Below are 21,564 nucleotides of genomic sequence, written 5' to 3'. Positions count from 1 at the left end.
GCTGCTCGATGAAATCTCGGAAGGGCTGGCACCGGTGATCGTGCAGGCGCTGGCGCGCATGATCCGGATGCTCAAGCAGAAGGGGTACACGGTGGTGATGGTGGAGCAGAACTTCCGCTTCGCCGCGCCGCTGGCCGACCGCTTCTACGTGATGGAGCACGGCAGCATCGTCGAGCGCTTCGATGCCGGCGATCTGCAGGCAAAGATGCCGGTGCTGCATGAACTGCTCGGGGTCTGATCCCGGGATCTGACCGATACCCGGATCGTTGATTGCTGTTTGGCAGGAACGGGTGGCGCATCGCCGCCGCAAATCAGGAGACAAAGAGATGAAAAAGACTCGGCTCGCGGCCGCGATGGCGGCTATTGCCATGGGTGCGGTTTCGTTCGGCGCTGCCGCGCAGGTATCCGGCGACACCGTAAAGATCGGCTATATCACCGACATGTCGGGCCTGTACGCCGACATCGACGGCCCCGGCGGCCTGGAAGCCATCAAGATGGCGATCGAGGACCGCGGCGGCAAGGTGCTGGGCAAGCCCATCGAGATCGTTTCCGCCGATCACCAGAACAAGGCCGACATCGCCGCCTCCAAGGCGCGCGAATGGATGGACCAGCAGGGCCTGGACATGCTGCTGGGCGGCACCAACTCCGGCACCGCGCTGGCGATGAACAAGGTCGCTTCCGAGAAGAAGCGCGTCTACATCAACATCGGTGCCGGCACCGCGCGCCTGACCAACGAAGAGTGCTCGCCGTACACGGTGCACTATGCCTATGACACGGTGGCGCTGGCCAAGGGCACCGGCAGCGCGGTGGTCAAGCAGGGCGGCAAGTCGTGGTTCTTCCTGACCGCCGACTACGCCTTCGGGCACTCGCTGGAAAGCGACACCGCCGCGGTGGTGAAGGCCAGCGGCGGCACGGTGGCGGGGCAGGTACGGCATCCGCTGTCGGCGTCCGACTTCTCGTCGTTCCTGCTGCAGGCGCAGTCGTCGAAGGCGCAGATCCTGGGCCTGGCCAACGCCGGCGGCGACACCATCAATGCGATCAAGGCGGCCAAGGAATTCGGCATCACCAAGACGATGAAGATCGCTGGCCTGCTGATGTTCATCAATGACATCCACAGCCTGGGTCTGAAGAACACCGAAGGCCTGCTGATGACCGACAGCTGGTACTGGGACATGAACGACGACACCCGCAAGTTCGCCAACCGCTTCTTCGGCAAGATGAAGAAGATGCCGAGCAGCCTGCAGGCCGCGGACTATTCGGCCGCCAGCACCTACCTGAAGGCGGTGGAAGCAGCCAAGACCGATGATCCGGACAAGGTCATGGCCGAGCTGAAGAAGATGAAGATCAACGACTTCTACACCAAGGGCTATATCCGCCAGGACGGCCGTGGCATCCACGACATGTACCTGATGCAGGTGAAGACCGCGGCCGAGTCGAAGAAGCCGTGGGATTACCTGAAGGTGGTGGCGACCATCCCGGGCGACCAGGCATTCACGACGGTGGCCGAGTCGAAGTGCGCGATGTTGAAGAAGTAAGAGCCGTCGACACTGCGACGGTTTGCTCCCCTCTCCCGCGCGCGGGAGAGGGGCAGGGGAAGAGGGCCGGCGCTAGCAGGAGCGTGGCGCAACCAAACTTCCGGCAGCGGTCCTGAGGCCCGCACGCGCCGGTGTTGAAGTCGGCAGCCTCTTGCACGCCGGCCCTCTCCCCCAACCCCTCACCCGAAGCGGGAGAGGGGAGACACAACCAGCAACGGATGCCCATGGACATCTTCGGAATTCCCCTGCCTGCCATGCTTTCCCAGCTGTTGCTGGGGCTGGTGAACGGCGCCTTCTATGCGATGCTGAGCCTGGGCCTGGCGGTCATCTTCGGCCTGCTCAACGTCATCAACTTCGCGCACGGCGCGCTCTTCATGCTGGGTGCGGTGCTGGCCTGGATGGGCATGGAGTACGCCGGGCTCAACTACTGGATCATGCTGCTGCTGTCGCCGCTGGTGGTTGCCGCCATCGGGGTGGTGATCGAGAAGACCATGCTGCGCTGGATCTACAAGCTCGACCACATCTATGGCCTGCTGCTGACGCTGGGCATCACGCTGGTGATCGAAGGCATCTTCCGCTCGATCTACGGCGTGTCGGGCCTGCCGTACCAGACGCCTGACGCGCTGCAGGGTGCGACCGACCTCGGCTTCATGATCCTGCCGAACTACCGCGCCTGGGTCGTGGTGGCGTCGCTGGTGGTGTGCTTCGCGACCTGGTACGTGATCGAGAAGACCAAGCTGGGCGCCTACCTGCGCGCCGGCACCGAGAACCCAAAGATGGTCGAGGCCTTCGGCGTCAACGTGCCGCTGATGGTGACGCTGACCTACGGCTTCGGCGTGGCGCTGGCGGCGTTTGCCGGGGTGCTGGCCGCGCCGGTGATCCAGATCTCGCCGCTGATGGGCCAGAACCTGATCATCATCGTGTTCGCGGTGGTGGTGATTGGCGGCATGGGCTCGATCATGGGGTCGATCCTGACCGGCCTGGGGCTAGGCGTGGTCGAGGGCCTGACCAAGGTGTTCTATCCTGAAGCATCGTCGACCGTGGTGTTCTTCATCATGGTGATCGTGCTGCTGCTGCGCCCGGCCGGGCTGTTCGGGAAGGAGAAGTGATGAGCGCACCAACCACATCATCGACGCAGCCCGCGGTGGCTGCCAACGCGGGCCGGGCAGGAAAGGGACAGGGCGTGCAGAAGAAACTGTTGTACGGATTGCTGCTGCTGGGGCTGATCGCCGCGCCGCTGGCGGGTGCCTATCCGGTATTTGTGCTCAAGGTGCTGTGCTTTGCGCTGTTTGCCTGCGCGTTCAATCTGCTGATCGGCTATACCGGGCTGCTGTCGTTCGGCCATGCGGCCTTCTTCGGCGGTGCCGGCTACGCGGCCGGCCATGCCATGAAGGCCTGGGGCGTGACGCCCGAGATCGGGCTGATCCTGGGCACGGCCACCGGCGCGCTGATCGGCTACGTGGTCGGCTCGCTGGCGATCCGGCGCCAGGGCATCTACTTCTCGATGATCACGCTGGCGCTGGCGCAGATGCTGTTCTTTATCTGCCTGCAGGCGCCATTCACCGGCGGCGAGGACGGACTGCAGGGCATCCCGCGCGGCAAGCTGTTCGGCGTGCTGCCGCTGTCCAATGACCTGACGCTGTACTACGTGGCGCTGGTGATCATCGTCGCGGCCTTCGCGCTGATCGTGCGCACGGTGCATTCGCCGTTCGGCCAGATCCTGAAGGCGATCAAGGAGAACGAGCCGCGGGCTATCTCGCTGGGCTACGATGTCGACCGCTTCAAGCTGACCGCTTTCGTGCTCTCGGCGGCGCTGTCGGGGCTGGCCGGCTCGATCAAGGCGCTGGTGCTGGGCTTCGAGACTCTGACCGACGTGCACTGGTCGATGTCGGGCTCGGTGATCCTGATGACGCTGGTGGGCGGCCTGGGCACCTTGTCGGGCCCGATCGTCGGCGCCTTCGTGATCGTGGCGCTGGAAAACAAGCTGGGCGACATCGGCAGCTTCCTGGCCTCGGCCACCGGCCTGCAGTGGTTCAACACGCTGGGCGAGTCGGTGACGATGGTGACCGGCGTGATCTTCGTGATCTGCGTGCTGACCTTCCGCCGCGGCATCATGGGCGAGCTGCTGGCCCGGTTCGGCCGCAAGCACGAGTGATCGTGGGGCGACATGCCCGATTCTGGGGCTAGGGTTTTTTCTAGCTTGTCCTCTGTGCACCGCTTCGTTACATTCCATATACGGTTTTCGCAGGTTAAATGGAGGCGGAAGCGAGGAGACGACAGGCGCGCACCCGGTGTCGGGTAGCAGCGTTATAAAATAAAGGGCGTTGCCGGGTGATCCTCGGCAACGCTTTTTTCATTGGTGCTTCGCCCACGGCAGCGAGCACGCAATCCTTCACTGTGCCGTGTTCGCCTCATTGTGGGGCACCCATGCCGGATCGGCATCACCCCGGTCCCCGACGCATGCGACAATGCGGGCGCTTTCCGTTGCCCGCCATGCCCGACTATCCCCCTGATTCCCAAGATCCGCCGCTTCCGGACGGCTCGGGTCGTCCCGACGCAACGCCGCAACGGCCCATGCCGCAGCTGTGGGTACGCGCCGGCCAGAGTGCCGATGGCGCCATGCTGGAGGCCTGGCTGGCAGTCGTGCAGCCGTTGCCGGTGCCGGCGGCCAGGGCTCGGCGGCTGATGCTGGACGAGTTGCTGGCGCAGTCCGGGCGCGGGATCTGCCTTCTGGCCTATGGCGGCGCGCCGGACGATGTACTGGCTTGCCTGCCGGTGGCGCTGGTGCCAAGCCTGGAACTGGCTGGCCTGGCCGCCCTGGCCACGGAATGGTGGGTACGCCCCGGCCTTGGTGCCGGTATGGCCCGCGCCTGCCTGGACGCCGGCTGCGACACGCTGGCCGACTGGGGGCGCGCCCATGGCATCCGCCATGCGCTGCTCGCCCCGGCACTGGCCGGCGCGCAGGGCGGCGCGCCGCCCGGTTTTGCCCCGCATGCCAGCGGCATGTGGATGCGCAATCTTGTGCCGGCGGCCAAGGTGCTCGGCTGAGCCGGCACTGACGCGCTCCGGCGCCCCGTTTTTTCCTCTCCCCGTTTTCCTTTCCCCGTTCCTGCAATGATGGAGTTCGCTTTCCTGGCGGTTGCCGCCTTTCTCGCCGGCATGATCGACGCGGTCGCCGGCGGCGGCGGCCTGGTCCAGATCCCGGCGCTGTTCTCCGCCTATCCCGGCATGGCGCCGGCAACGCTGCTGGGTACCAACAAGGTTGGCTCGATCGCCGGCACCGCCAATGCCGCGCTGCGCTACGGCCGCAGCGTGCGCATCTACTGGGGCGCGACCGCGCCGGCGGTGGTGGCGGCCTTTGTCTTCTCGATGGCCGGCGCGTGGGCGCTGACCATGATCCCGGCCGAGCCGATGCGCAAGGCGCTGCCATTCATCCTGGTGACGCTGCTGGTGTATACGCTGGCCAAGAAGGACCTCGGGACCGAGCATGCGCCGACGCTGAAAGGCGGCCGCGAACGGCTCGCGGCATTGCTCGCCGGCGCAGTGCTCGGCTTCTACGATGGCGTGTTCGGCCCCGGCACCGGCAGCTTCCTGATGATCGTGTTCGTGCGCGTGTTCGGCTATGACTTCCTGCATGCCGCGGCGTCGACCAAGCTGGTCAACCTCGCCACCAACCTGGCGGCGTTGCTGCTGCTCGCCAGCAAGGGCCATATCTGGTGGCAGCTGGGGCTGGTGATGGCGGTGGCCAATGTTGCCGGCAGCCAGGTGGGCAGCCGGCTGGCGCTGCGGCATGGCAGCGCGTTCGTGCGCAAGGTGTTTATCGTGGTGGTGAGCGCGTTGATTCTGAAGACGGCATGGGATGCGTTTGCGCGCTGAGCAGCCGGGCGCGGACCTTGATGCGGGTTAATCCTGCTTTTCGCGTCAAGTCGCTGTGATAGACTCGATTCGCATTCCCGACCGCACGGTCGGTGAATGACAGAAGCGCCAGTTCCGGGGGAATTCCGGGGAAAATGGGGCCGGTTCGCCAGGGCGAACGGGTTCTCGGCGTGGACGGGAAATGGGGAATGGTGTGTCATCGTTCCTGGCAGTAGCGCAGGTGCCGGCGATGTGCCTGCGTCAGACCCGAGGGGTCCGTAGAAAATGGGCATCCGCCGGTGGACGCCGGACGGATGCCTTTCCGTTTCAGGAACCGAAGGAGACAAGATGGATTTCAAGCGCGCCAGCCTGCTGGCAATCGCGGCGGCCTGCCTGGCTGCCGGCGCCGCCCAGGCACAGGTCAAGGTCGGGGTCACGGTGTCGGCGACGGGTCCGGCCGCATCGCTGGGTATTCCGGAGAAGAACACCTTCACGCTGATGCCCAAGGAAGTCGCGGGCAAGAAGATCGAGTACATCGTCCTGGACGACGCTTCGGACACCACCACCGCGGTCAAGAACACCCGCAAGCTGATCAGCGAAGACAAGGTTGACGTGGTGGTCGGTTCCACCGTGACGCCGAACTCGCTGGCCATGGTCGACGTGGTCGCCGAGAACGATACGCCGATGATCACCATGGCCGCCTCGGCCCGCATCATCGAGCCGATGGATGCCAAGCGCGCCTGGATCTTCAAGACGCCGCAGAACGACTCGCACATGGCTACCGCGATTGCCGAGCACATGGGCAACAACAACGTGAAGACGGTGGCTTTCATCGGCTTCGCGGATGCCTATGGCGACAGCTGGGCGCAGGAATTCGCCAAGGTGGCGGAGATGCGCAAGATCAAGGTGGTCGCCAACGAGCGCTTTGCCCGCACCGACACTTCGGTGACCGGGCAGGTGCTGAAGATGATGAGCGCCAACGCCGACGCGGTGCTGATCGCAGGCTCGGGTACGCCCGCGGCGCTGCCCGCCAAGACACTGAAGGAGCGCGGCTACAAGGGCAAGGTCTATCAGACTCACGGCGTTGCCAACGCGGACTTCCTGCGCGTGTGCGGCAAGGATTGCGAAGGCACGTTCCTGCCGGCCGGCCCGCTGCTGGTGGCTGAACAGTTGCCCGACAGCAACCCGGTGAAGAAGCCGGCCATGGCCTACAAGACCGCCTACGAGAAAGCCTTCGGCGGCCAGGTCTCGACCTTCGGCGGCCATGCCTGGGATGCGGGCCTGATCCTGCAGCACGCCATTCCCGAGGCACTCAAGAAGGGCCAGCCCGGCACCAAGGAATTCCGCAAGGCGCTGCGCGACGCCATGGAGCAGACCAGGAACCTGCCGGTGTCGCACGGCATCATGAACATGAGCACCACCGACCACCTCGGCTTCGACCAGCGCGCACGCGTGATGGTGCAGATCGTCGACGGCAAGTGGAAGCTGCTGAAATAAGCCGCTGCACTGAATTCCCGAGTGACAGTTGAGTGGGAGTGAAGCAGGGCGCATGGGTTATGCCATGCGCCCTTTTTTCTGCCGCACCGCCATACCTAGGGTTGCCGAGTATTTCCGCAATGGGCAACCTGTTTACCATTTCGTAAATCCCACCGCGCGCAGCACCCTGTCGGCCCCCTTCGAAGCAGGCAGGTATTTCAACGATACGGGGAGACAATGGACCTATCTATCGCCGCCATCCTGGCGCAGGACGGCATCACCTCGGGCGCGATCTACGCGCTGCTGGCACTGGCCCTGGTGCTGGTGTTCTCGGTGACGCGCGTCATCTTCATCCCGCAAGGGGAGTTCGTTGCCTACGGCGCGCTGACGCTGGCCGCGATGCAGGCCGGGCATGCGCCGCAGACTAGCTGGCTGCTGCTGGCCATGGGCGCGCTGACCTTCGTCTATGAAACCGTGACCGTGCTGCGCAGCGCCGAGCTGCGGCGCACGCTGGGCCAGCGGCTGGCGGTGCTGGCCGGCAAGTACCTGGTGTTCCCGCTCGCGGTGCACTGGGTGGTCCAGCAATACGGCGCGCAGCCGCTGCCGATGGTGGCGCAGATCGCGCTGACGCTGCTGGTCATCATCCCGCTCGGGCCGATGCTGTACCGCCTCGCCTACCAGCCGCTGGCCGAGGCCAGCACGCTGGTGCTGCTGATCGTATCGGTCGGCGTGCACTTTGCGCTGGTGGGGCTGGGGCTGGTGATGTTCGGCGCCGAGGGCTCGCGTACCACGGCGTTCTCTGATGCGCGTTTCGAAGTGGGCGCGCTCAGCGTCTCGGGCCAGAGCCTGTGGGTGGTGGGCGTGTCGGCGCTGCTGATCGGCGCGCTGTACTTCTACTTCGAGCGCACGCTGCAGGGCAAGGCGCTGCGCGCGACCGCGGTGAACCGGCTGGGGGCGCGCCTGGTCGGCATCGGCACCACGCAGGCGGGGCGGCTGTCGTTCACGCTGGCCGCGGCGATGGGCGCGCTGTGCGGCGTCCTGATCGCGCCGCTGACCACGGTGTACTACGAGTCGGGCTTCCTGGTGGGCCTGAAGGGCTTTGTCGGCGCGATCGTCGGCGGGCTGGTGAGCTATCCGGTCGCAGCACTGGGTGCGCTGCTGGTGGGCCTGCTCGAATCCTATTCGTCCTTCTGGGCCAGCGCGTTCAAGGAGGTCATCGTCTTCACACTGATCATTCCGGTGCTGCTGTGGCGCTCGCTGACGAGCAAGCATGTCGAGGAGGAGGAATAAGCCATGACCATGCTGACCGACAAGCAAGCGGCGGCCGTGACCGGCGCCGAGGCCGGCAGCCGTGCGCGGTTGAACCGTAACCGGATTCTGGTGCTGGCCTTCATCGTCGTGCTGGCGCTGCTGCCGGTGCTGCCGACGCCTGAATTCTGGATCACGCTGGGCAACTACATCGGGCTGTACAGCATCGTCGCGATCGGGCTGGTGCTGCTGACCGGCGTGGGCGGCATGACATCGTTCGGACAGGCCGCGTTCGTGGGGCTGGGCGCGTACAGCACCGCCTACCTGACCACGCAGTTCGGGCTGTCGCCGTGGTTCGGGCTGCTGGTGGGCCTGGTGATCACGGTAGCCTCGGCCTATGTGATCGGGCTGATCACGATGCGCATGTCCGGCCACTACCTGCCACTGGCGACCATCGCGTGGGGCCTGTCGCTGTTCTTCCTGTTCGGCAACCTGGAGTTCCTGGGCAAGTACGACGGCATCAACGGCATCCCGGTGCTGTCGTTCTTCGGCATCGAGCTGCAGTCGGGCCGCTCGATGTTCTACCTGATCTGGGCAGTGGTGCTGCTGGCCGTGCTGGCGATGCAGAACCTGCTGAACTCGCGCCCGGGCCGCGCCATCCGCGCGCTCAAGGGCGGCGGGGTGATGGCCGAGGCGATGGGCGTCAATACCGCGTGGATGAAAGTGGTGATCTTCGTCGTGGCGGCGATCCTGGCGTGCGTGTCGGGCTTCCTCTACGCGCACCTGCAGCGCGCGGTGAACCCGACGCCGTTCGGCCTGAACTACGGTATCGAGTACCTGTTCATGGCGGTGGTCGGCGGCGTCGGCCACGTGTGGGGCGCAGTACTGGGTGCGGGCATCCTGACCATCCTGAAGGACGTGCTGCAGGGCGTGCTGCCCAAGCTGCTCGGCGCCAACGGCAACTTCGAGATCATCGTCTTCGGCGTGCTGCTGGTGCTCCTGCTGCAGTATGCGCGCGATGGCATCTGGCCGTTCCTGCGCCGGCTGTTTCCGTCGGGCCCCGCGGTGCTGGCGCCGGCGCAAGCCGAGGCGCTGGCGGTGCGGCGCAAGCCCGAGGCGGGCGAGCTGATCCTCGACGTGCGCGCCGCGCGCAAGGAGTTCGGCGGGCTGGTCGCGGTCAACGATGTCAGCTTCCAGGTGCGTGCGGGCGAAATCATCGGCCTGATCGGCCCGAACGGTGCCGGCAAGTCCACCACCTTCAACCTAGTGACGGGCGTGCTGCCGGTCACGCGTGGCGAGGTCCGCTATCGCGGCGAGGTGATCTCCGGCCTGCCGTCGCGCGAGATCGTCAAGCGCGGCATTGGCCGCACCTTTCAGCACGTGCACCTGCTGCCGACCATGACGGTGCTGGAAAACGTCGCCATCGGCGCGCACCTGCGCGGCGACTTCCGCGCGCAGGGCGGTGTCTCGGCAGCGATCCTGCGCATGAACAAGGTCGAGGAAGACAAGCTGCTGTTCGAAGCGAAGCGGCAACTGGAACGCGTAGGCCTGGCCGACTGCATGTACATGGAAGCGGGCAGCCTGGCGCTGGGCCAGCAGCGCATCCTGGAGATCGCGCGCGCCCTGTGCTGCGACCCCGCGCTGCTGCTGCTCGACGAGCCGGCTGCGGGCCTGCGCTACAAGGAGAAGCAGGCGCTGGCCGACCTGCTGCGCAAGCTCAAGGGCGAGGGCATGAGCGTGTTGCTGGTCGAGCACGACATGGACTTCGTGATGAACCTGACCGACCGGCTGGTGGTGATGGAGTTTGGTACGCGCATCGCCGAGGGCGTGCCCGAGGAAGTGCAGAAGAACCCGGCGGTACTGGAAGCCTACCTGGGTGGCGTGGAATAGGTGTGGAGCAAGGACCCGACATGAGCCTGATACTTGAAGTGAAGGACCTCCACGTCCGCTACGGCAAGGTGGAAGCGGTGCACGGCGCCAACCTGAAGGTGGAAGCCGGAAAGATCGTGACGGTGATCGGCCCCAATGGCGCCGGCAAGTCGACCATGCTCAACGCGATCATGGGTGCGCTGCCGGTCAACGGCTCGGCGAGCGGATCGGTCAGCTACCTCGGTCACGACATGGCCGGTATCCCCGTGGAGGGCCGCGTCGCGCGCGGCATGTGCCTGGTGCCGGAGAAGCGCGAGCTGTTTGCGTCGATGACGGTCGAAGACAACCTGTTGCTGGGCGCGTTCCGCCGCAAGCGTGCCGGCGAGAAGAACTACCTGGACCAGATGGACGTGGTCTACGACTTGTTCCCGCGCCTGCGCGAGCGTGCGCGCCAGGATGCCGGCACGCTGTCGGGCGGCGAGCGCCAGATGCTCGCGGTGGGCCGCGCGTTGATGGCCAAGCCGCAGCTGCTGATGCTGGACGAGCCCAGCCTTGGCCTGGCACCGCTGATCGTCAAGGAGATCTTCCATATCATCAGCAACCTGCGCCAGACCGGCGTGGCCACGCTGCTGATCGAGCAGAACGCCCGGGCGGCGCTGCAGGTGGCTGACTATGGCTATGTGATCGAGACCGGGGATATGTCGATGGAGGGGCCCGCAGACGAGTTGGCGGCGAACCCGAAGGTGATTGAAACGTACCTTGGATTGGCAAAAAAGGCCGCCTAATCCATGAGGATGATAGCGGGACGAATGAGGGCTTGCCTAGGCGAGCCCTTTTTCATTTCTCGTGTGAATAACTTTGGGGATAAGTGGTTTTAGAGGCCTGTTGTTTGGTATCGGGAGGAGCGGCGCAGGGTTGGGTACGCTTCGATTCGGCCGATGAATGAAAAGCTGCGAGATTCCTCTATGGATATCGATACCAACGATGATCGCGCTCAAATTATTCTTTGAGGGAATGTAATGACACTATTATTTTGGTATTCTATTTTTCGTGAGAATGTTCTTCGGTATCTTGGATAGCTTCTTGCTGCGCGGTCTCCAGCAACCAATCGCGAAAGCGGCTTAGCGCCGGATGATCGCGGCGCTCCCGCGGCGCGCACAAGAAATAGCCCCGTTGCAGCGAAATCGGCAAATCAAACGGCGCAAAAACACGTCCCGCTGCAATTTCATCTCTCACCAGGCATCGCTGCAACACCGCGACTCCCATGTCGGCGCGAACAGCCTGGATCAGGATCGACACCTGGTCGAACGCTGTGGATAACATCGGCGCAGCGTTGGGTACGCCGGCCGCTCGCAGCCAGTTTTGCCAGTTCGCCGGCGCTGACGTGTGATAGAGCAGGGGCTCCTGCAACAGCTCCGCCGGCGTCTGCCAGCGGCCGGCCTCGCGGCGAGCACGGGCGCGGTCCGGATGGCAGACCGGCACCATTTCACGCCCGATCACGTAGTCGGCCTGCAGGTGCGGCCACTTGCCCACTTCACCCGCCAGGATGGCGGCATCGGGCGTGGCGCCCGAGAGATCCTCATCGCGCTGGTAGGGAACGAAGTCGAGGTGGATTTCCGGATGGCGCCGATGGAAGTCCGGCAGGCGCGGCACCAGCCATACGCTGGCCAGCGTCGGCACGACCGACAGCGTCAGGCGGTGGCGCCGGTCGCCGGCGAGCAGGGCAGCGCTGGCATTTTCGATTGCGGCCAGCGGCTCGGCCACGGCATCGAGCAGCTGCCGGCCGGCTTCGGTCAGCACCAGCCGATGTGCATTGCGCTGGAGCAGCGGCTGGCCGAAGTGTTCCTCGAGCCGGGCGATTGCCCGGCTGATCGCGCCCTGGGTGACGCACAGCGTGTCCGCGGCACGGGTGAAGCTGCCAAGCTTTGCCGCGGCGGCAAAGGCGTGCAACTCGGACATCGACGGGGAACGCAGCCGCATGGCGCAGGGTACAGCGCAGGAGAGGGGCAGAACCTGCGATGCCACAGTGTTTACCTGGGCGTGGGGCAGGATGATCTTTGGTAATGCAAACGTGCAATATAGTCGTTTGTGCGCATCCGGTAAACGCCTGACACTCGCTCGGTTCCTTCGCATAAAACAACAGGAGAAAGCCTCATGAACCGAGCCACGATGACGCGCCGCCAACTGATGCTGTCGGGCGCCGCAGCCGCCGCCACGCTGATGTTTACCAGCAGCGCCTTCGCGCAGGCCAACTATCCGACCCGCCCGATCCGCTTGATCGTGCCGTTTGCCGCGGGCGGTTCGACCGACCTGTCGGCGCGCCTGGTGGCCGAGTTCGCCGGCCGCGAGCTGGGCCAGTCCATCGTGGTCGAGAACAAGGGCGGCGCGGGCGGTTCGCTCGGCATGGAGCAGGTGGCCGGCTCGGCACCGGACGGCTACACCATCGGCATGGCCACGGTCAGCACGCACGGCTCCAACCCGGCTGTGTATCCGAGGCTGAAGTACGACCCGATCAAGGACTTCGCCCCGGTGACCAACGTGGTCGCCATCCCCAGCGTGTTCGCCGTACACCCGAGCGTGCCGGCCAAGACCATGCAGGAGTTCATCGCGCTGGCCAAGGCCAATCCGGGCAAGTACAGCTTTGCCTCGCCGGGTGCGGGCTCGCTCGGCCACGTCAACATCGAGAACTTCATGATGCTGGCCAAGATCGACCTGCTGCACGTGCCGTACAAGGGCGCCGGCCTGGCGCTGAATGACGCTGTAGCAGGGCAGGTCAATGCCATCACCGATAACCTGTCGTCGACGCTGCCCCACGTGAAATCCGGCAAGTTGCGCGCGCTGGCGGTGCTGGGCGCGTCGCGTTCGGCACAGCTGCCGAACGTGCCGACGTATGCCGAGCTGGGCTTCAAGGACATGGGCGAGGGCGGCTGGTTCGGCATCGTCGCCCCGGCCGGCACGCCGCCGGCGATCGTCAACAAGCTGAACCAGGCTATCCACAAGGCCATGCAGAACCCCGAGTTCAAGCGCAAGGTGGAAGAGTCGGGCGGCACGCTGGTGCCGACCACGCCGGATCAGTTCAAGGCCCAGATCCAGCAAGCCATGGCGCGCTATGCCCGCGTGGCCAAGGCCGCCGAGATCAAGCTGGACTGAGGCATGGCTGAAGCGAATCATCAGGGCGCGCTGCCGCCGGTCATCGTGCGGCTGCCGGAAGGGAAGGCGCTGCCGCTGGTGTGCGACTCGCCGCATAGCGGCACCGTGTACCCGGCGGATTTCGGCGCGGCGATCCCTGCGGCGCGGCTGCGCGGCGGTGAAGACACGCACGTTGATGCGCTGTGGGCAGCGGTGCCGGCGGTCGGCGGCACGCTGCTGGCGGCTACGTTCCCGCGGGTCTATATCGACCCGAACCGGATGGCCGACGATATCGACCCGGACCAGCTGGACGGGGCGTGGCCCACGGCGCTGGCGCCGGGACCGAAGACCAGCCTGGGCTATGGCCTGGTCTGGAGCCGGATCGATGCGAGCACGCCGATCTACGATCGCCGGCTGTCCGTGGCGGAAGTGCAGGGGCGTCTGGACCGCTATTACCGCCCCTACCATGCGGCGCTTGCCGAGGCCGTGGAGGGCGCATACCGGCGCTTTGGCGCGGTCTGGCACCTGAACCTGCACTCGATGCCGAACAATGCCTATGAGCGCCTGAAGATCGACAGCCCGCACCCGCTGGCGGACTTTGTGCTGGGAGACCGGGACGGAACCACCTGCGAGCCGGGGCTGGTCGACCTGGTCGACCGGGAACTGCGCAACATGGGCTACACGGTTGCGCGCAATGACCCCTACAAGGGCGTGCAGCTGATCGCCCAGATCGGGCGGCCGGCCGAGCGGCGTAGCAGCCTGCAGATCGAGATCCGACGCCCGCTCTATATGGACGAGGCGACGCGGAAACGGAATGCCGGGTTCGATACCTTGCAGCGCGACCTTGGCAGGCTGGCGGAGCAGGTTGCAGCATATATCCGGGCCAGCCTCTGAGCAGCTTGTTCCACGTGAAACATTGGCCGGGCCTTGTGCCCGGCCTTTTTGTTTCACGTGGAACATCGTGGCACCCCAGGCGTCGCTTGCCGGCCACGCGCAGGTATCGTCCACATCATGTTTCACGTGAAACATGGTGCCGGTCGAAAAGCGGCCAGACGAATGCCGCTATAATTTCGCATTCCCGCATTTTCCCGCCAGCCTCCCGGAGGAGGTGTCCCATGCTTTACCCAAAAGAATTCGATGTCATCGTCGTCGGTGGTGGTCACGCCGGAACTGAAGCAGCACTCGCGGCCGCGCGCATGGGCTGCCAGACGCTGCTGCTGACCCACAACATCGAGACGCTGGGCCAGATGAGTTGCAATCCGTCCATCGGCGGCATCGGCAAGGGACACCTGGTCAAGGAAGTGGATGCGATGGGCGGCGCCATGGCGGCCGCCACGGACGAGTCCGGCATCCAGTTCCGCATTCTCAATTCCAGCAAGGGACCGGCGGTGCGCGCCACGCGCGCGCAGGCGGACCGTGTGCTGTATCGCAAGGCGATTCGTACTCGCCTGGAAAACCAGCCGAACCTGATGCTGTTCCAGCAGGCAGTGGATGACCTGATGGTCGAGGGCGATCGGGTCGTCGGCGCCATGACGCAGGTCGGCATCGCCTTCCGCGGGCGGGCCGTGGTGCTGACCGCCGGCACTTTCCTGGACGGCAAGATCCACGTCGGCCTGGACAACTACACTGGCGGGCGCGCCGGAGATCCGGCTGCAGTATCCCTGTCGGCGCGCCTGAAGGAACTGAAGCTGCCGCAGGGCCGCCTGAAGACCGGCACGCCGCCGCGCATCGACGGCCGCACCATCGACTTCTCGGTGATGGAAGAACAGCCTGGCGATCTGGATCCGGTGCCGGTGTTCTCCTTCCTGGGCCGTCCGGAGCAGCACCCGCAGCAACTGCCTTGCTGGATCACCCATACCAACAGCCGCACGCACGACGTCATCCGTGGCGGTCTCGACCGTTCGCCGATGTACACCGGCGTGATCGAAGGGGTGGGGCCGCGCTACTGTCCCAGCATCGAGGACAAGATCCATCGCTTTGCCAGCAAGGAAAGCCACCAGATCTTCCTGGAACCGGAAGGGCTGACCACCAATGAGTTCTACCCGAACGGCATCTCGACCAGCCTGCCGTTTGACGTGCAGCTGGAGCTGGTGCATTCGATCCGCGGCCTGGAGAACGCGCATATCCTGCGCCCTGGCTACGCCATCGAGTACGACTACTTTGATCCGCGCGGCCTGAAGTCATCCCTGGAGAGCAAGGCGATCCGCGGGCTGTTCTTTGCCGGCCAGATCAATGGCACCACCGGCTATGAAGAAGCCGCCGCGCAGGGCCTGCTGGCCGGCATCAATGCCGGTTGCTACGTGCGCGAGCGTGAAGCCTGGACGCCGCGTCGCGACCAGGCCTACCTGGGCGTGCTGGTCGACGACCTGATCACGCGCGGTGTGACCGAGCCGTATCGCATGTTCACCAGCCGTGCCGAATTCCGCCTGAGCCTGCGCGAGGACAACGCCGATATGCGGCTGACGGAAGTCGGCCGTGAGCTGGGTGTCGTTGACGATGCACGCTGGGATGCTTTCAACCGCAAACGCGACACTGTTTCACGTGAAACAGAGCGGCTGAAAAGCACATGGGTGAACCCGGCCATGCTGCCGCCGGAAGACGCCGTGCCGTTGCTGGGCAAGCCGATCGAACGCGAGTACAGCCTGGCCGACTTGCTGCGCCGGCCGGAAGTCCGCTATGAGTCGCTGATGGCGCTGCAGGGCGGCCGCCACGCGCCTGAAGCACCGCTCGACGCCGATGCCATGCTGGCCGACCAGATCCGTGAGCAGATCGAGATTGGTATCAAGTACCACGGCTATATCGCTCGCCAGGCTGCCGAGGTCGACAAGCTGGAAGCCAATGAATCGACCCGCCTGCCCGAGAATCTCGACTACACCGAGGTACGCGGGCTGGGCTTCGAGGTCAGCCAGAAGCTGAACCAGCACCGCCCGGAAACGCTGGGCCAGGCATCGCGCATCTCGGGCGTGACTCCGGCGGCGATCTCGCTGCTGCTGGTACACCTGAAGAAGAAGGGGCTCGGCCGAACGCGCGCCGACTCGGCTGCCGTTGGCGGCAACTCGGAAGAGGCGGCCTGAGTGGCGGGCGCTCGACACACCATGACAGACGACGCCACGCAGCGTCGTCGCCTCGAAGCCGGTCTCGCCGAGATCGGGCTGGTATTGGCACCGGTACAGATCGACAAGCTGTTCGACTACCTCGCGCTGCTGCGCAAATGGAACGGCGTCTATAACCTGACCGCGATCCGCCACCCCGATGAGATGCTTACGCATCACATGCTGGATTCGCTCGCGGCAGTGCCCGCGCTGGCCGCTGCCGCGCGTTCTGCAGAGATAGGTACGCCTGCGCGGGGCAGGGTGCTGGACGTCGGCTCGGGCGGCGGCATGCCCGGGCTGCCATTGGCGATTGCTTGTCCCGACGTGTCGGTGCTGATGGTCGACATCGTGCAGAAGAAGACCGCATTCCTGACGCAATGCCGCGCCCAACTCGGCTTGGTCAACGCCGCGGCGCACTGGGGCCCGGTGGAAAAACTGGACGATGCGGACGGCTTTGCCGTGATCACGTCACGTGCCTTTGCTGAACTGACCGACTTCGTGAACCTGTCGGGCCAGTTGCTCGCGCCGCACGGCAAGCTGATCGCCATGAAGGGCGTTTATCCACAGGCGGAGCTCGACCGGATGGAAGCCGCGGGACTGATGGCCAACTGGCAAGTCGACGAAGTACCGCGCCTCACTGTGCCGGGACTGGATGCCGAGCGCCACCTGGTGGTGCTGTCGCGGCGCGCAGGCGCGCACGCATGACCTACGCCGCGGCGCTGCAAGCAGTGCCGCGAACTGCCGGCCATGAGGCTGGCCGGATGAATTGAAGCAGGAGCCTCAGGAACATATGGCCAAGGTATTCGTGATTGCAAACCAGAAGGGCGGGGTGGGCAAGACCACCACGACGGTGAACCTCGCCGCCGGCCTGGCCGCGCAGGACCAGCGCGTGCTGCTGGTCGACCTGGATCCGCAGGGCAATGCCTCGATGGGTTCGGGCATCGACAAGCAGGCGCTGGAACACAGCGTGTACCAGGTGCTGGTTGGCCTGGCCAGCGTCCCGCAAGCGCGCCAGAAATCCGAGACCGGCAGGTACGACGTGCTGCCGGCCAACCGCGAGCTGGCCGGTGCCGAAGTCGAACTGGTCGAGCTCGATCACCGCGAGCGCCGGCTCAAGCAAGCCATCGACGCAGTCGACGACGAGTACGACTTCGTGCTGATTGACTGCCCGCCGTCGCTGTCGCTGCTGACGCTGAACGGGCTGTGCGCGGCGCATGGCGTGATCGTGCCGATGCAGTGCGAATACTTCGCGCTCGAAGGGCTGTCCGACCTCGTCAACACCATCAAGCAGGTGCACGCCAACCTGAACCGCGAGCTCAAGGTGATCGGCCTGCTGCGCGTGATGTTCGACCCGCGCGTCACGCTGCAGCAGCAGGTGTCGGCACAGCTCGAATCGCACTTCGGTGACAAGGTGTTCAAGACCCTGATCCCGCGCAACGTGCGCCTGGCCGAGGCACCGTCCTATGGCATGCCGGGCGTGGCATTCGATCCGTCATCCAAGGGCGCCAAGGCGTACCTGGACTTTGGCGCCGAGATGATCGCGCGCGTCAGGCAGCTGGGCTGAAGCTCGAGGAGGCATCGACCATGAGTACCGCAAAGACGCCGGCAAAGAAGAAGGGCCTGGGCCGGGGCCTGGAAGCATTGCTGGGCGGTCCCGCCGAGATCGTCGAGACAGCGAAGCAGGAGGGCGCGCCCAGCGTGTTGCACGTGGACCAGTTACAGCCCGGCAAGTACCAGCCGCGTACACGCATGGATGAAGGCGCGCTGCAGGAGCTCGCCGCCAGCATCCGCGCGCAGGGCCTGATGCAGCCGATCCTGGTGCGGCGCGTGGCCGAGCCGGATCGCTACGAGATCATTGCGGGCGAACGCCGTTACCGCGCGTCGAAGCTCGCGGGCCTGGACCAGGTGCCGGTGCTGGTCAAGGACGTGGCCGACGAAGCCGCGGCCGCGATGGCGCTGATCGAGAATATCCAGCGTGAAGACCTGAACCCGCTGGAAGAAGCGCAGGGCATCATGCGCCTGATCCGCGAATTCAAGTTTACGCACGAGCAGGCCGCCGAGTCGGTGGGCCGCTCCCGCAGCGCCGTGTCCAACCTGCTGCGCCTGCTGAACCTGGCGGCGCCGGTGCAGACCATGCTGATGGCGGGCGATCTTGACATGGGTCACGCGCGCGCGCTGCTTGCTGTCGACGGCGCCAATCAGATCACGCTGGCGAACCAGATCGTCAACAAGCGGCTGTCGGTGCGCGAGACTGAAAAGCTGGTGGCGTCCACGCTCAAGCCGTTCGACCTGAGGTCGCTCAAGCAGAAGGGCGTGAACAATATCCGCGACGTGGCGCGGCTGGAAGAAGAGCTGTCCGATGCGCTGGGGCTCTCGGTGCAGATCAAGGTGGGCGCGCGCGGCAAGGGCCAGCTCACCATCCACTTCAGCGACAACGATGCGCTCGATGGGGTGCTCGCGCGGCTGCGCGAATCGCGCGAAGGGCAGCAGGCAGCCTGAAATAGCGGGCGATAACCGGCCATTGCGAGGGTAACTGTTGCATCGAAGCAGCAGTGGCCGGTGCGATTATCGGTATACGTGAGGCGTACCCGCTAATCCACCATCATGCGCAGGGTCCACTGCGCAATCCAATTACGTCAAACATCATTGCGGCGCAATTTTTGTGAAGCCATCATGCAATCATGATGGCAACCGTTGTGCGCAACGCACTGCAAGCTAACTGTAAGCAGATTGACGCGAATCAGTAGTTCCCCTTAAAATCGTGCGGTTTGAATTCTGGTCGGGCCGATAAGTTCCGGCCTGAATGAGGCAGGCAGGTAGTGGTTCGAGACCGTCAGCAGCGCAGCGCCGGTTCCCGTCAGGAAGATGACTGGGACGACTGGAAAGAAGGCGCAGAACGTGAAGATGAAGCTGTCGATCCGCTGTCGCACGCCGATGCGGTGAAGCTGTTTGGCGAACGCGCGCTGCGTCCTTCGCGCATGACCCCGGGCAAGGTTGTCCTGGCGCAGGTGATCGTTTCCCTGCTGTCAGCATTTTGCTGGGCGTTGTTCGGGAAAGAGGCGGGGCCGTACGGCTGGTCAGCGTTGTTCGGCGGCATGGTGTGCTTCGTGCCGAGCGGATTCTTCGCATTCCGGCTGTGGGTGGCGCGGGATCGCGCATCGGTCGGCGGGCTGGTCCTGGGTGAGGCGATCAAGGTGTTCGCCACCGTGGCCATGCTGGTGCTGGTGGTGGTGCTGTACCGGGATCTGCGTTGGGTACCAATGCTGGTCACGTTCCTGCTGGCGCTCAAGACTTACTGGGTGGTGGCCCTCGCGATGCGCTAGGCCGCTGCACAAGACAGGTGCTTCATCCGGAGGTGGGGCACCGAAACGGAATATCAAGATGTTTCCGTGGCGGTTTCACCGTGGTTTCACAGCGGTGACACCGGACACGGTCAAGGTTGGAAACCCGCTTGCATTGCGGTGACCGGCGAATCCGCCGAAGGCAATGCAAGACGCGTACCGGGTGCCGCACAGGAGTAGCGGCGCGCGGCCCGAAGATTTCGCAATATACCGTTCGATTCGACAATGGCAGAAGCTACCCAAAGCGCGGAACACGTGCTGACACCCTCCGGCTATATCGCCGAACACTTGCAGAACTTGAACTCGGTCGGCGGCAAGCAAGCGTCGGTGGTCGATTTCTCCGTGATCAACTATGACACGGTGTTCTGGTCGGTCCTGTGCGGCGCCATCGCCGTGCTGTTCCTGTATGCCGCCGCGCGCCGCGTCACCTCGGGCGTGCCGGGCCGCTTCCAGGCCTTCGTCGAGATGATCGTCGAGATGGTCGACGACCAGGCCAAGGGCATCATCCACGGCGACCGTTCGTGGATCGCTCCGCTGGCGCTGATGGTGTTCTGCTGGATCACCATGATGAACGCGATCGACCTGATCCCCGTTGACTGGGTCAACGGCCTGAACAGCGTGCTGGGCATCTTCCACCTGCATATCCCGCACCACCGCGCGGTGGCCACGGCCGACCTGAACGGCACGCTGGGCATGTCGTTCGCGGTGCTGATCCTGATGATCTACTACAGCTTCAAGATCAAGGGCGCAGGCGGCTTCATACACGAACTGTTCTCGGCCCCGTTCGGCGCCAAGTGGTACCTGGCCCCGTTCAACCTGGTCCTGAACATCATCGAATTCCTGGCCAAGGCCGTTTCGCTCGGCATGCGGTTGTTCGGCAACATGTACGCCGGCGAACTGGTGTTCCTGCTGATCGCGCTGCTGGGTTCGATGTGGACGTTCGGCGCCGACCTGAGCGCGCTGGGCTTCGTTGGCCATGTGCTGGCGGGTGCAGTCTGGGCGATCTTCCACATCCTGATCGTGCTGCTGCAGGCCTTCATTTTCATGATGCTGACGCTGGTGTATCTCGGCCAGGCTCACGATCACCACTGATCAGTGCTGATTGCCGCAGGTTTCAAGTTTTTGGTTTTTTGGTTTTTTGATTTTTTGGTTCTAAGTCTCTCTAAATTAAAGGAGTCGTCATGCAAGAATTTCTCGCCAACATCCAGGGTCTGACCGCTATCGGTATCGGCATCATCATCGGCCTGGGCGCTATCGGCGCCTGCCTGGGTATCGCCCTGATGGGTGGCAAGTACATCGAAGCCTGCGCACGTCAGCCCGAGCTGATGAACCCGCTGCAAACCAAGATGTTCCTGCTGGCCGGCCTGATCGACGCGGCATTCCTGATCGGCGTGGGTGTTGCAATGCTGTTCGCCTTCGCGAACCCGCTGCTGGCTGTCATCAAGTAATTCTTTTCGGTCTGCATGATGCTGACGGGCGGCGCGGGCCACCAGCCCAGCCGCCTTTTGTGCATTTATCTGTAGTTTGATTACCGAAAGGAACACACCATGAATCTGAACGCAACGTTTTTTGCGCAGATGGTCGTGTTCTTCATCCTGTGGTGGGTTGTTGCCAAATTCATTTGGCCGCCGCTGGTGAAGGCGCTCGACGAACGCGCAACGAAGATCGCCGATGGCCTCGCCGCTGCCGAGAAGGGCAAGGCCGAGCTTGAACTCGCCAACAAGCGTGTGGACCAGGCCATGGCCGAAGCCCGCACCGAAGGCGCCCAACGCGTCGCTGACGCCGAGAAGCGCGCCCAGCTGACGGCCGAAGAGATCAAGCAGAACGCCCAGGCAGAAGCCGCACGCATCATTGCCCAGGCCAAGGCCGACGCCGAACAGCAGGTTACCCGCGCGCGCGAAGAACTGCGCGACCAGGTCGCCGTGCTGGCCGTCAAGGGTGCCGAGCAGATCCTCAAGCGTGAAGTGAACGCGCAGGTCCACAGCGACCTGCTCAATCAACTCAAGGCTGAGCTCTAAT

20 protein-coding genes and 1 pseudogene are annotated in these 21,564 nt (G+C 64.5%); 20 read left to right on the top strand and 1 reads right to left on the bottom strand.

Going from position 1 to position 21,564, the window contains the following annotated elements:
* From E1J61_RS32010 to E1J61_RS31965, 10 genes and pseudogenes are all read left to right on the top strand, one after another.
* Positions 1–238 (top strand): annotated as a pseudogene (locus tag E1J61_RS32010) (ABC transporter ATP-binding protein); the annotation flags it as partial.
* An 88-nt stretch (positions 239–326) separates the two neighbouring features.
* Complete coding sequence (locus E1J61_RS32005; protein WP_029046505.1) at positions 327–1,535, top strand: ABC transporter substrate-binding protein; 1,209 nt, start codon at positions 327–329, stop codon at positions 1,533–1,535.
* 224 nt (positions 1,536–1,759) lie between these two features.
* Complete coding sequence (locus E1J61_RS32000) at positions 1,760–2,644, top strand: branched-chain amino acid ABC transporter permease (RefSeq protein ID WP_133097865.1); 885 nt, start codon at positions 1,760–1,762, stop codon at positions 2,642–2,644.
* Positions 2,644–3,690, top strand: a complete 1,047-nt coding sequence (locus E1J61_RS31995; RefSeq protein ID WP_243737066.1) for a branched-chain amino acid ABC transporter permease — start codon at positions 2,644–2,646, stop codon at positions 3,688–3,690. The genes E1J61_RS32000 and E1J61_RS31995 overlap by 1 nt, the downstream gene beginning before the upstream one ends.
* A 419-nt stretch (positions 3,691–4,109) precedes the next feature.
* Positions 4,110–4,583, top strand: coding sequence for a hypothetical protein (locus E1J61_RS31990; protein ID WP_133097864.1), 474 nt, complete (start codon positions 4,110–4,112; stop codon positions 4,581–4,583).
* A gap of 69 nt (positions 4,584–4,652) precedes the next feature.
* On the top strand, positions 4,653–5,411 hold the full coding sequence (locus E1J61_RS31985) for a TSUP family transporter (protein WP_133097873.1): 759 nt from the start codon (positions 4,653–4,655) through the stop codon (positions 5,409–5,411).
* A gap of 327 nt (positions 5,412–5,738) precedes the next feature.
* Positions 5,739–6,887, top strand: a complete 1,149-nt coding sequence (locus E1J61_RS31980; RefSeq protein WP_029046510.1) for an ABC transporter substrate-binding protein — start codon at positions 5,739–5,741, stop codon at positions 6,885–6,887.
* A 216-nt stretch (positions 6,888–7,103) separates the two neighbouring features.
* Positions 7,104–8,156 (top strand): branched-chain amino acid ABC transporter permease, encoded by a 1,053-nt coding sequence (locus E1J61_RS31975; RefSeq protein ID WP_133097863.1) that lies wholly within the window; start codon positions 7,104–7,106, stop codon positions 8,154–8,156.
* 3 nt (positions 8,157–8,159) lie between these two features.
* On the top strand, positions 8,160–10,004 hold the full coding sequence (locus E1J61_RS31970) for an ATP-binding cassette domain-containing protein (protein ID WP_133097862.1): 1,845 nt from the start codon (positions 8,160–8,162) through the stop codon (positions 10,002–10,004).
* Between the two features lie 20 nt (positions 10,005–10,024).
* Positions 10,025–10,768: an ABC transporter ATP-binding protein gene (locus tag E1J61_RS31965; RefSeq protein WP_133097861.1), complete on the top strand. Its 744-nt coding sequence runs from the start codon at positions 10,025–10,027 to the stop codon at positions 10,766–10,768.
* 256 nt (positions 10,769–11,024) lie between these two features.
* Here the strand turns inward: E1J61_RS31965 and E1J61_RS31960 are convergent, their stop codons facing one another.
* Positions 11,025–11,963, bottom strand: a complete 939-nt coding sequence (locus E1J61_RS31960; RefSeq protein ID WP_133097860.1) for a LysR substrate-binding domain-containing protein — start codon at positions 11,961–11,963, stop codon at positions 11,025–11,027.
* Between the two features lie 174 nt (positions 11,964–12,137).
* On the opposite strand from E1J61_RS31960, the gene E1J61_RS31955 reads away from it, so the two are divergent.
* From E1J61_RS31955 to E1J61_RS31910, 10 genes are all read left to right on the top strand, one after another.
* Positions 12,138–13,133 carry a tripartite tricarboxylate transporter substrate binding protein gene (locus E1J61_RS31955; RefSeq protein WP_133097859.1) on the top strand — a complete coding sequence of 332 codons (996 nt, stop codon included), beginning with the start codon at positions 12,138–12,140 and terminating at the stop codon, positions 13,131–13,133.
* Positions 13,134–13,136: 3 nt separating this feature from the next.
* On the top strand, positions 13,137–14,006 hold the full coding sequence (locus tag E1J61_RS31950; protein ID WP_133097858.1) for an N-formylglutamate amidohydrolase: 870 nt from the start codon (positions 13,137–13,139) through the stop codon (positions 14,004–14,006).
* A 221-nt stretch (positions 14,007–14,227) separates the two neighbouring features.
* The gene (gene mnmG, locus E1J61_RS31945; RefSeq protein ID WP_133097857.1) at positions 14,228–16,186 is read left to right on the top strand and encodes a tRNA uridine-5-carboxymethylaminomethyl(34) synthesis enzyme MnmG; all 1,959 of its coding nucleotides are present in this window, start codon (positions 14,228–14,230) and stop codon (positions 16,184–16,186) included.
* 21 nt (positions 16,187–16,207) lie between these two features.
* Entirely contained in the window at positions 16,208–16,909 is a 702-nt protein-coding gene (rsmG, locus tag E1J61_RS31940; protein ID WP_195427205.1) for a 16S rRNA (guanine(527)-N(7))-methyltransferase RsmG, read from the top strand.
* 85 nt (positions 16,910–16,994) lie between these two features.
* A complete protein-coding gene (locus E1J61_RS31935; RefSeq protein WP_133097855.1) occupies positions 16,995–17,768 on the top strand; it encodes a ParA family protein in 774 nt (257 codons plus the stop codon).
* Between the two features lie 20 nt (positions 17,769–17,788).
* Entirely contained in the window at positions 17,789–18,703 is a 915-nt protein-coding gene (locus tag E1J61_RS31930) for a ParB/RepB/Spo0J family partition protein (RefSeq protein ID WP_133097854.1), read from the top strand.
* A 320-nt stretch (positions 18,704–19,023) separates the two neighbouring features.
* Complete coding sequence (locus E1J61_RS31925; protein ID WP_133097853.1) at positions 19,024–19,527, top strand: ATP synthase subunit I; 504 nt, start codon at positions 19,024–19,026, stop codon at positions 19,525–19,527.
* Between the two features lie 243 nt (positions 19,528–19,770).
* Positions 19,771–20,637, top strand: a complete 867-nt coding sequence (atpB, locus tag E1J61_RS31920) for a F0F1 ATP synthase subunit A (RefSeq protein WP_063240865.1) — start codon at positions 19,771–19,773, stop codon at positions 20,635–20,637.
* 89 nt (positions 20,638–20,726) lie between these two features.
* Complete coding sequence (gene atpE / locus E1J61_RS31915; protein WP_010811268.1) at positions 20,727–20,993, top strand: F0F1 ATP synthase subunit C; 267 nt, start codon at positions 20,727–20,729, stop codon at positions 20,991–20,993.
* A gap of 99 nt (positions 20,994–21,092) precedes the next feature.
* The gene (locus E1J61_RS31910) at positions 21,093–21,563 is read left to right on the top strand and encodes a F0F1 ATP synthase subunit B (RefSeq protein ID WP_133097852.1); all 471 of its coding nucleotides are present in this window, start codon (positions 21,093–21,095) and stop codon (positions 21,561–21,563) included.
* Position 21,564 lies beyond the last annotated feature (1 nt).

Origin of the sequence: Cupriavidus sp. L7L (genome assembly GCF_004353535.1) — a bacterium.
GTDB lineage: Bacteria > Pseudomonadota > Gammaproteobacteria > Burkholderiales > Burkholderiaceae > Cupriavidus > Cupriavidus oxalaticus_A.
This window is presented reverse-complemented; position numbering and strand designations above follow the sequence as displayed.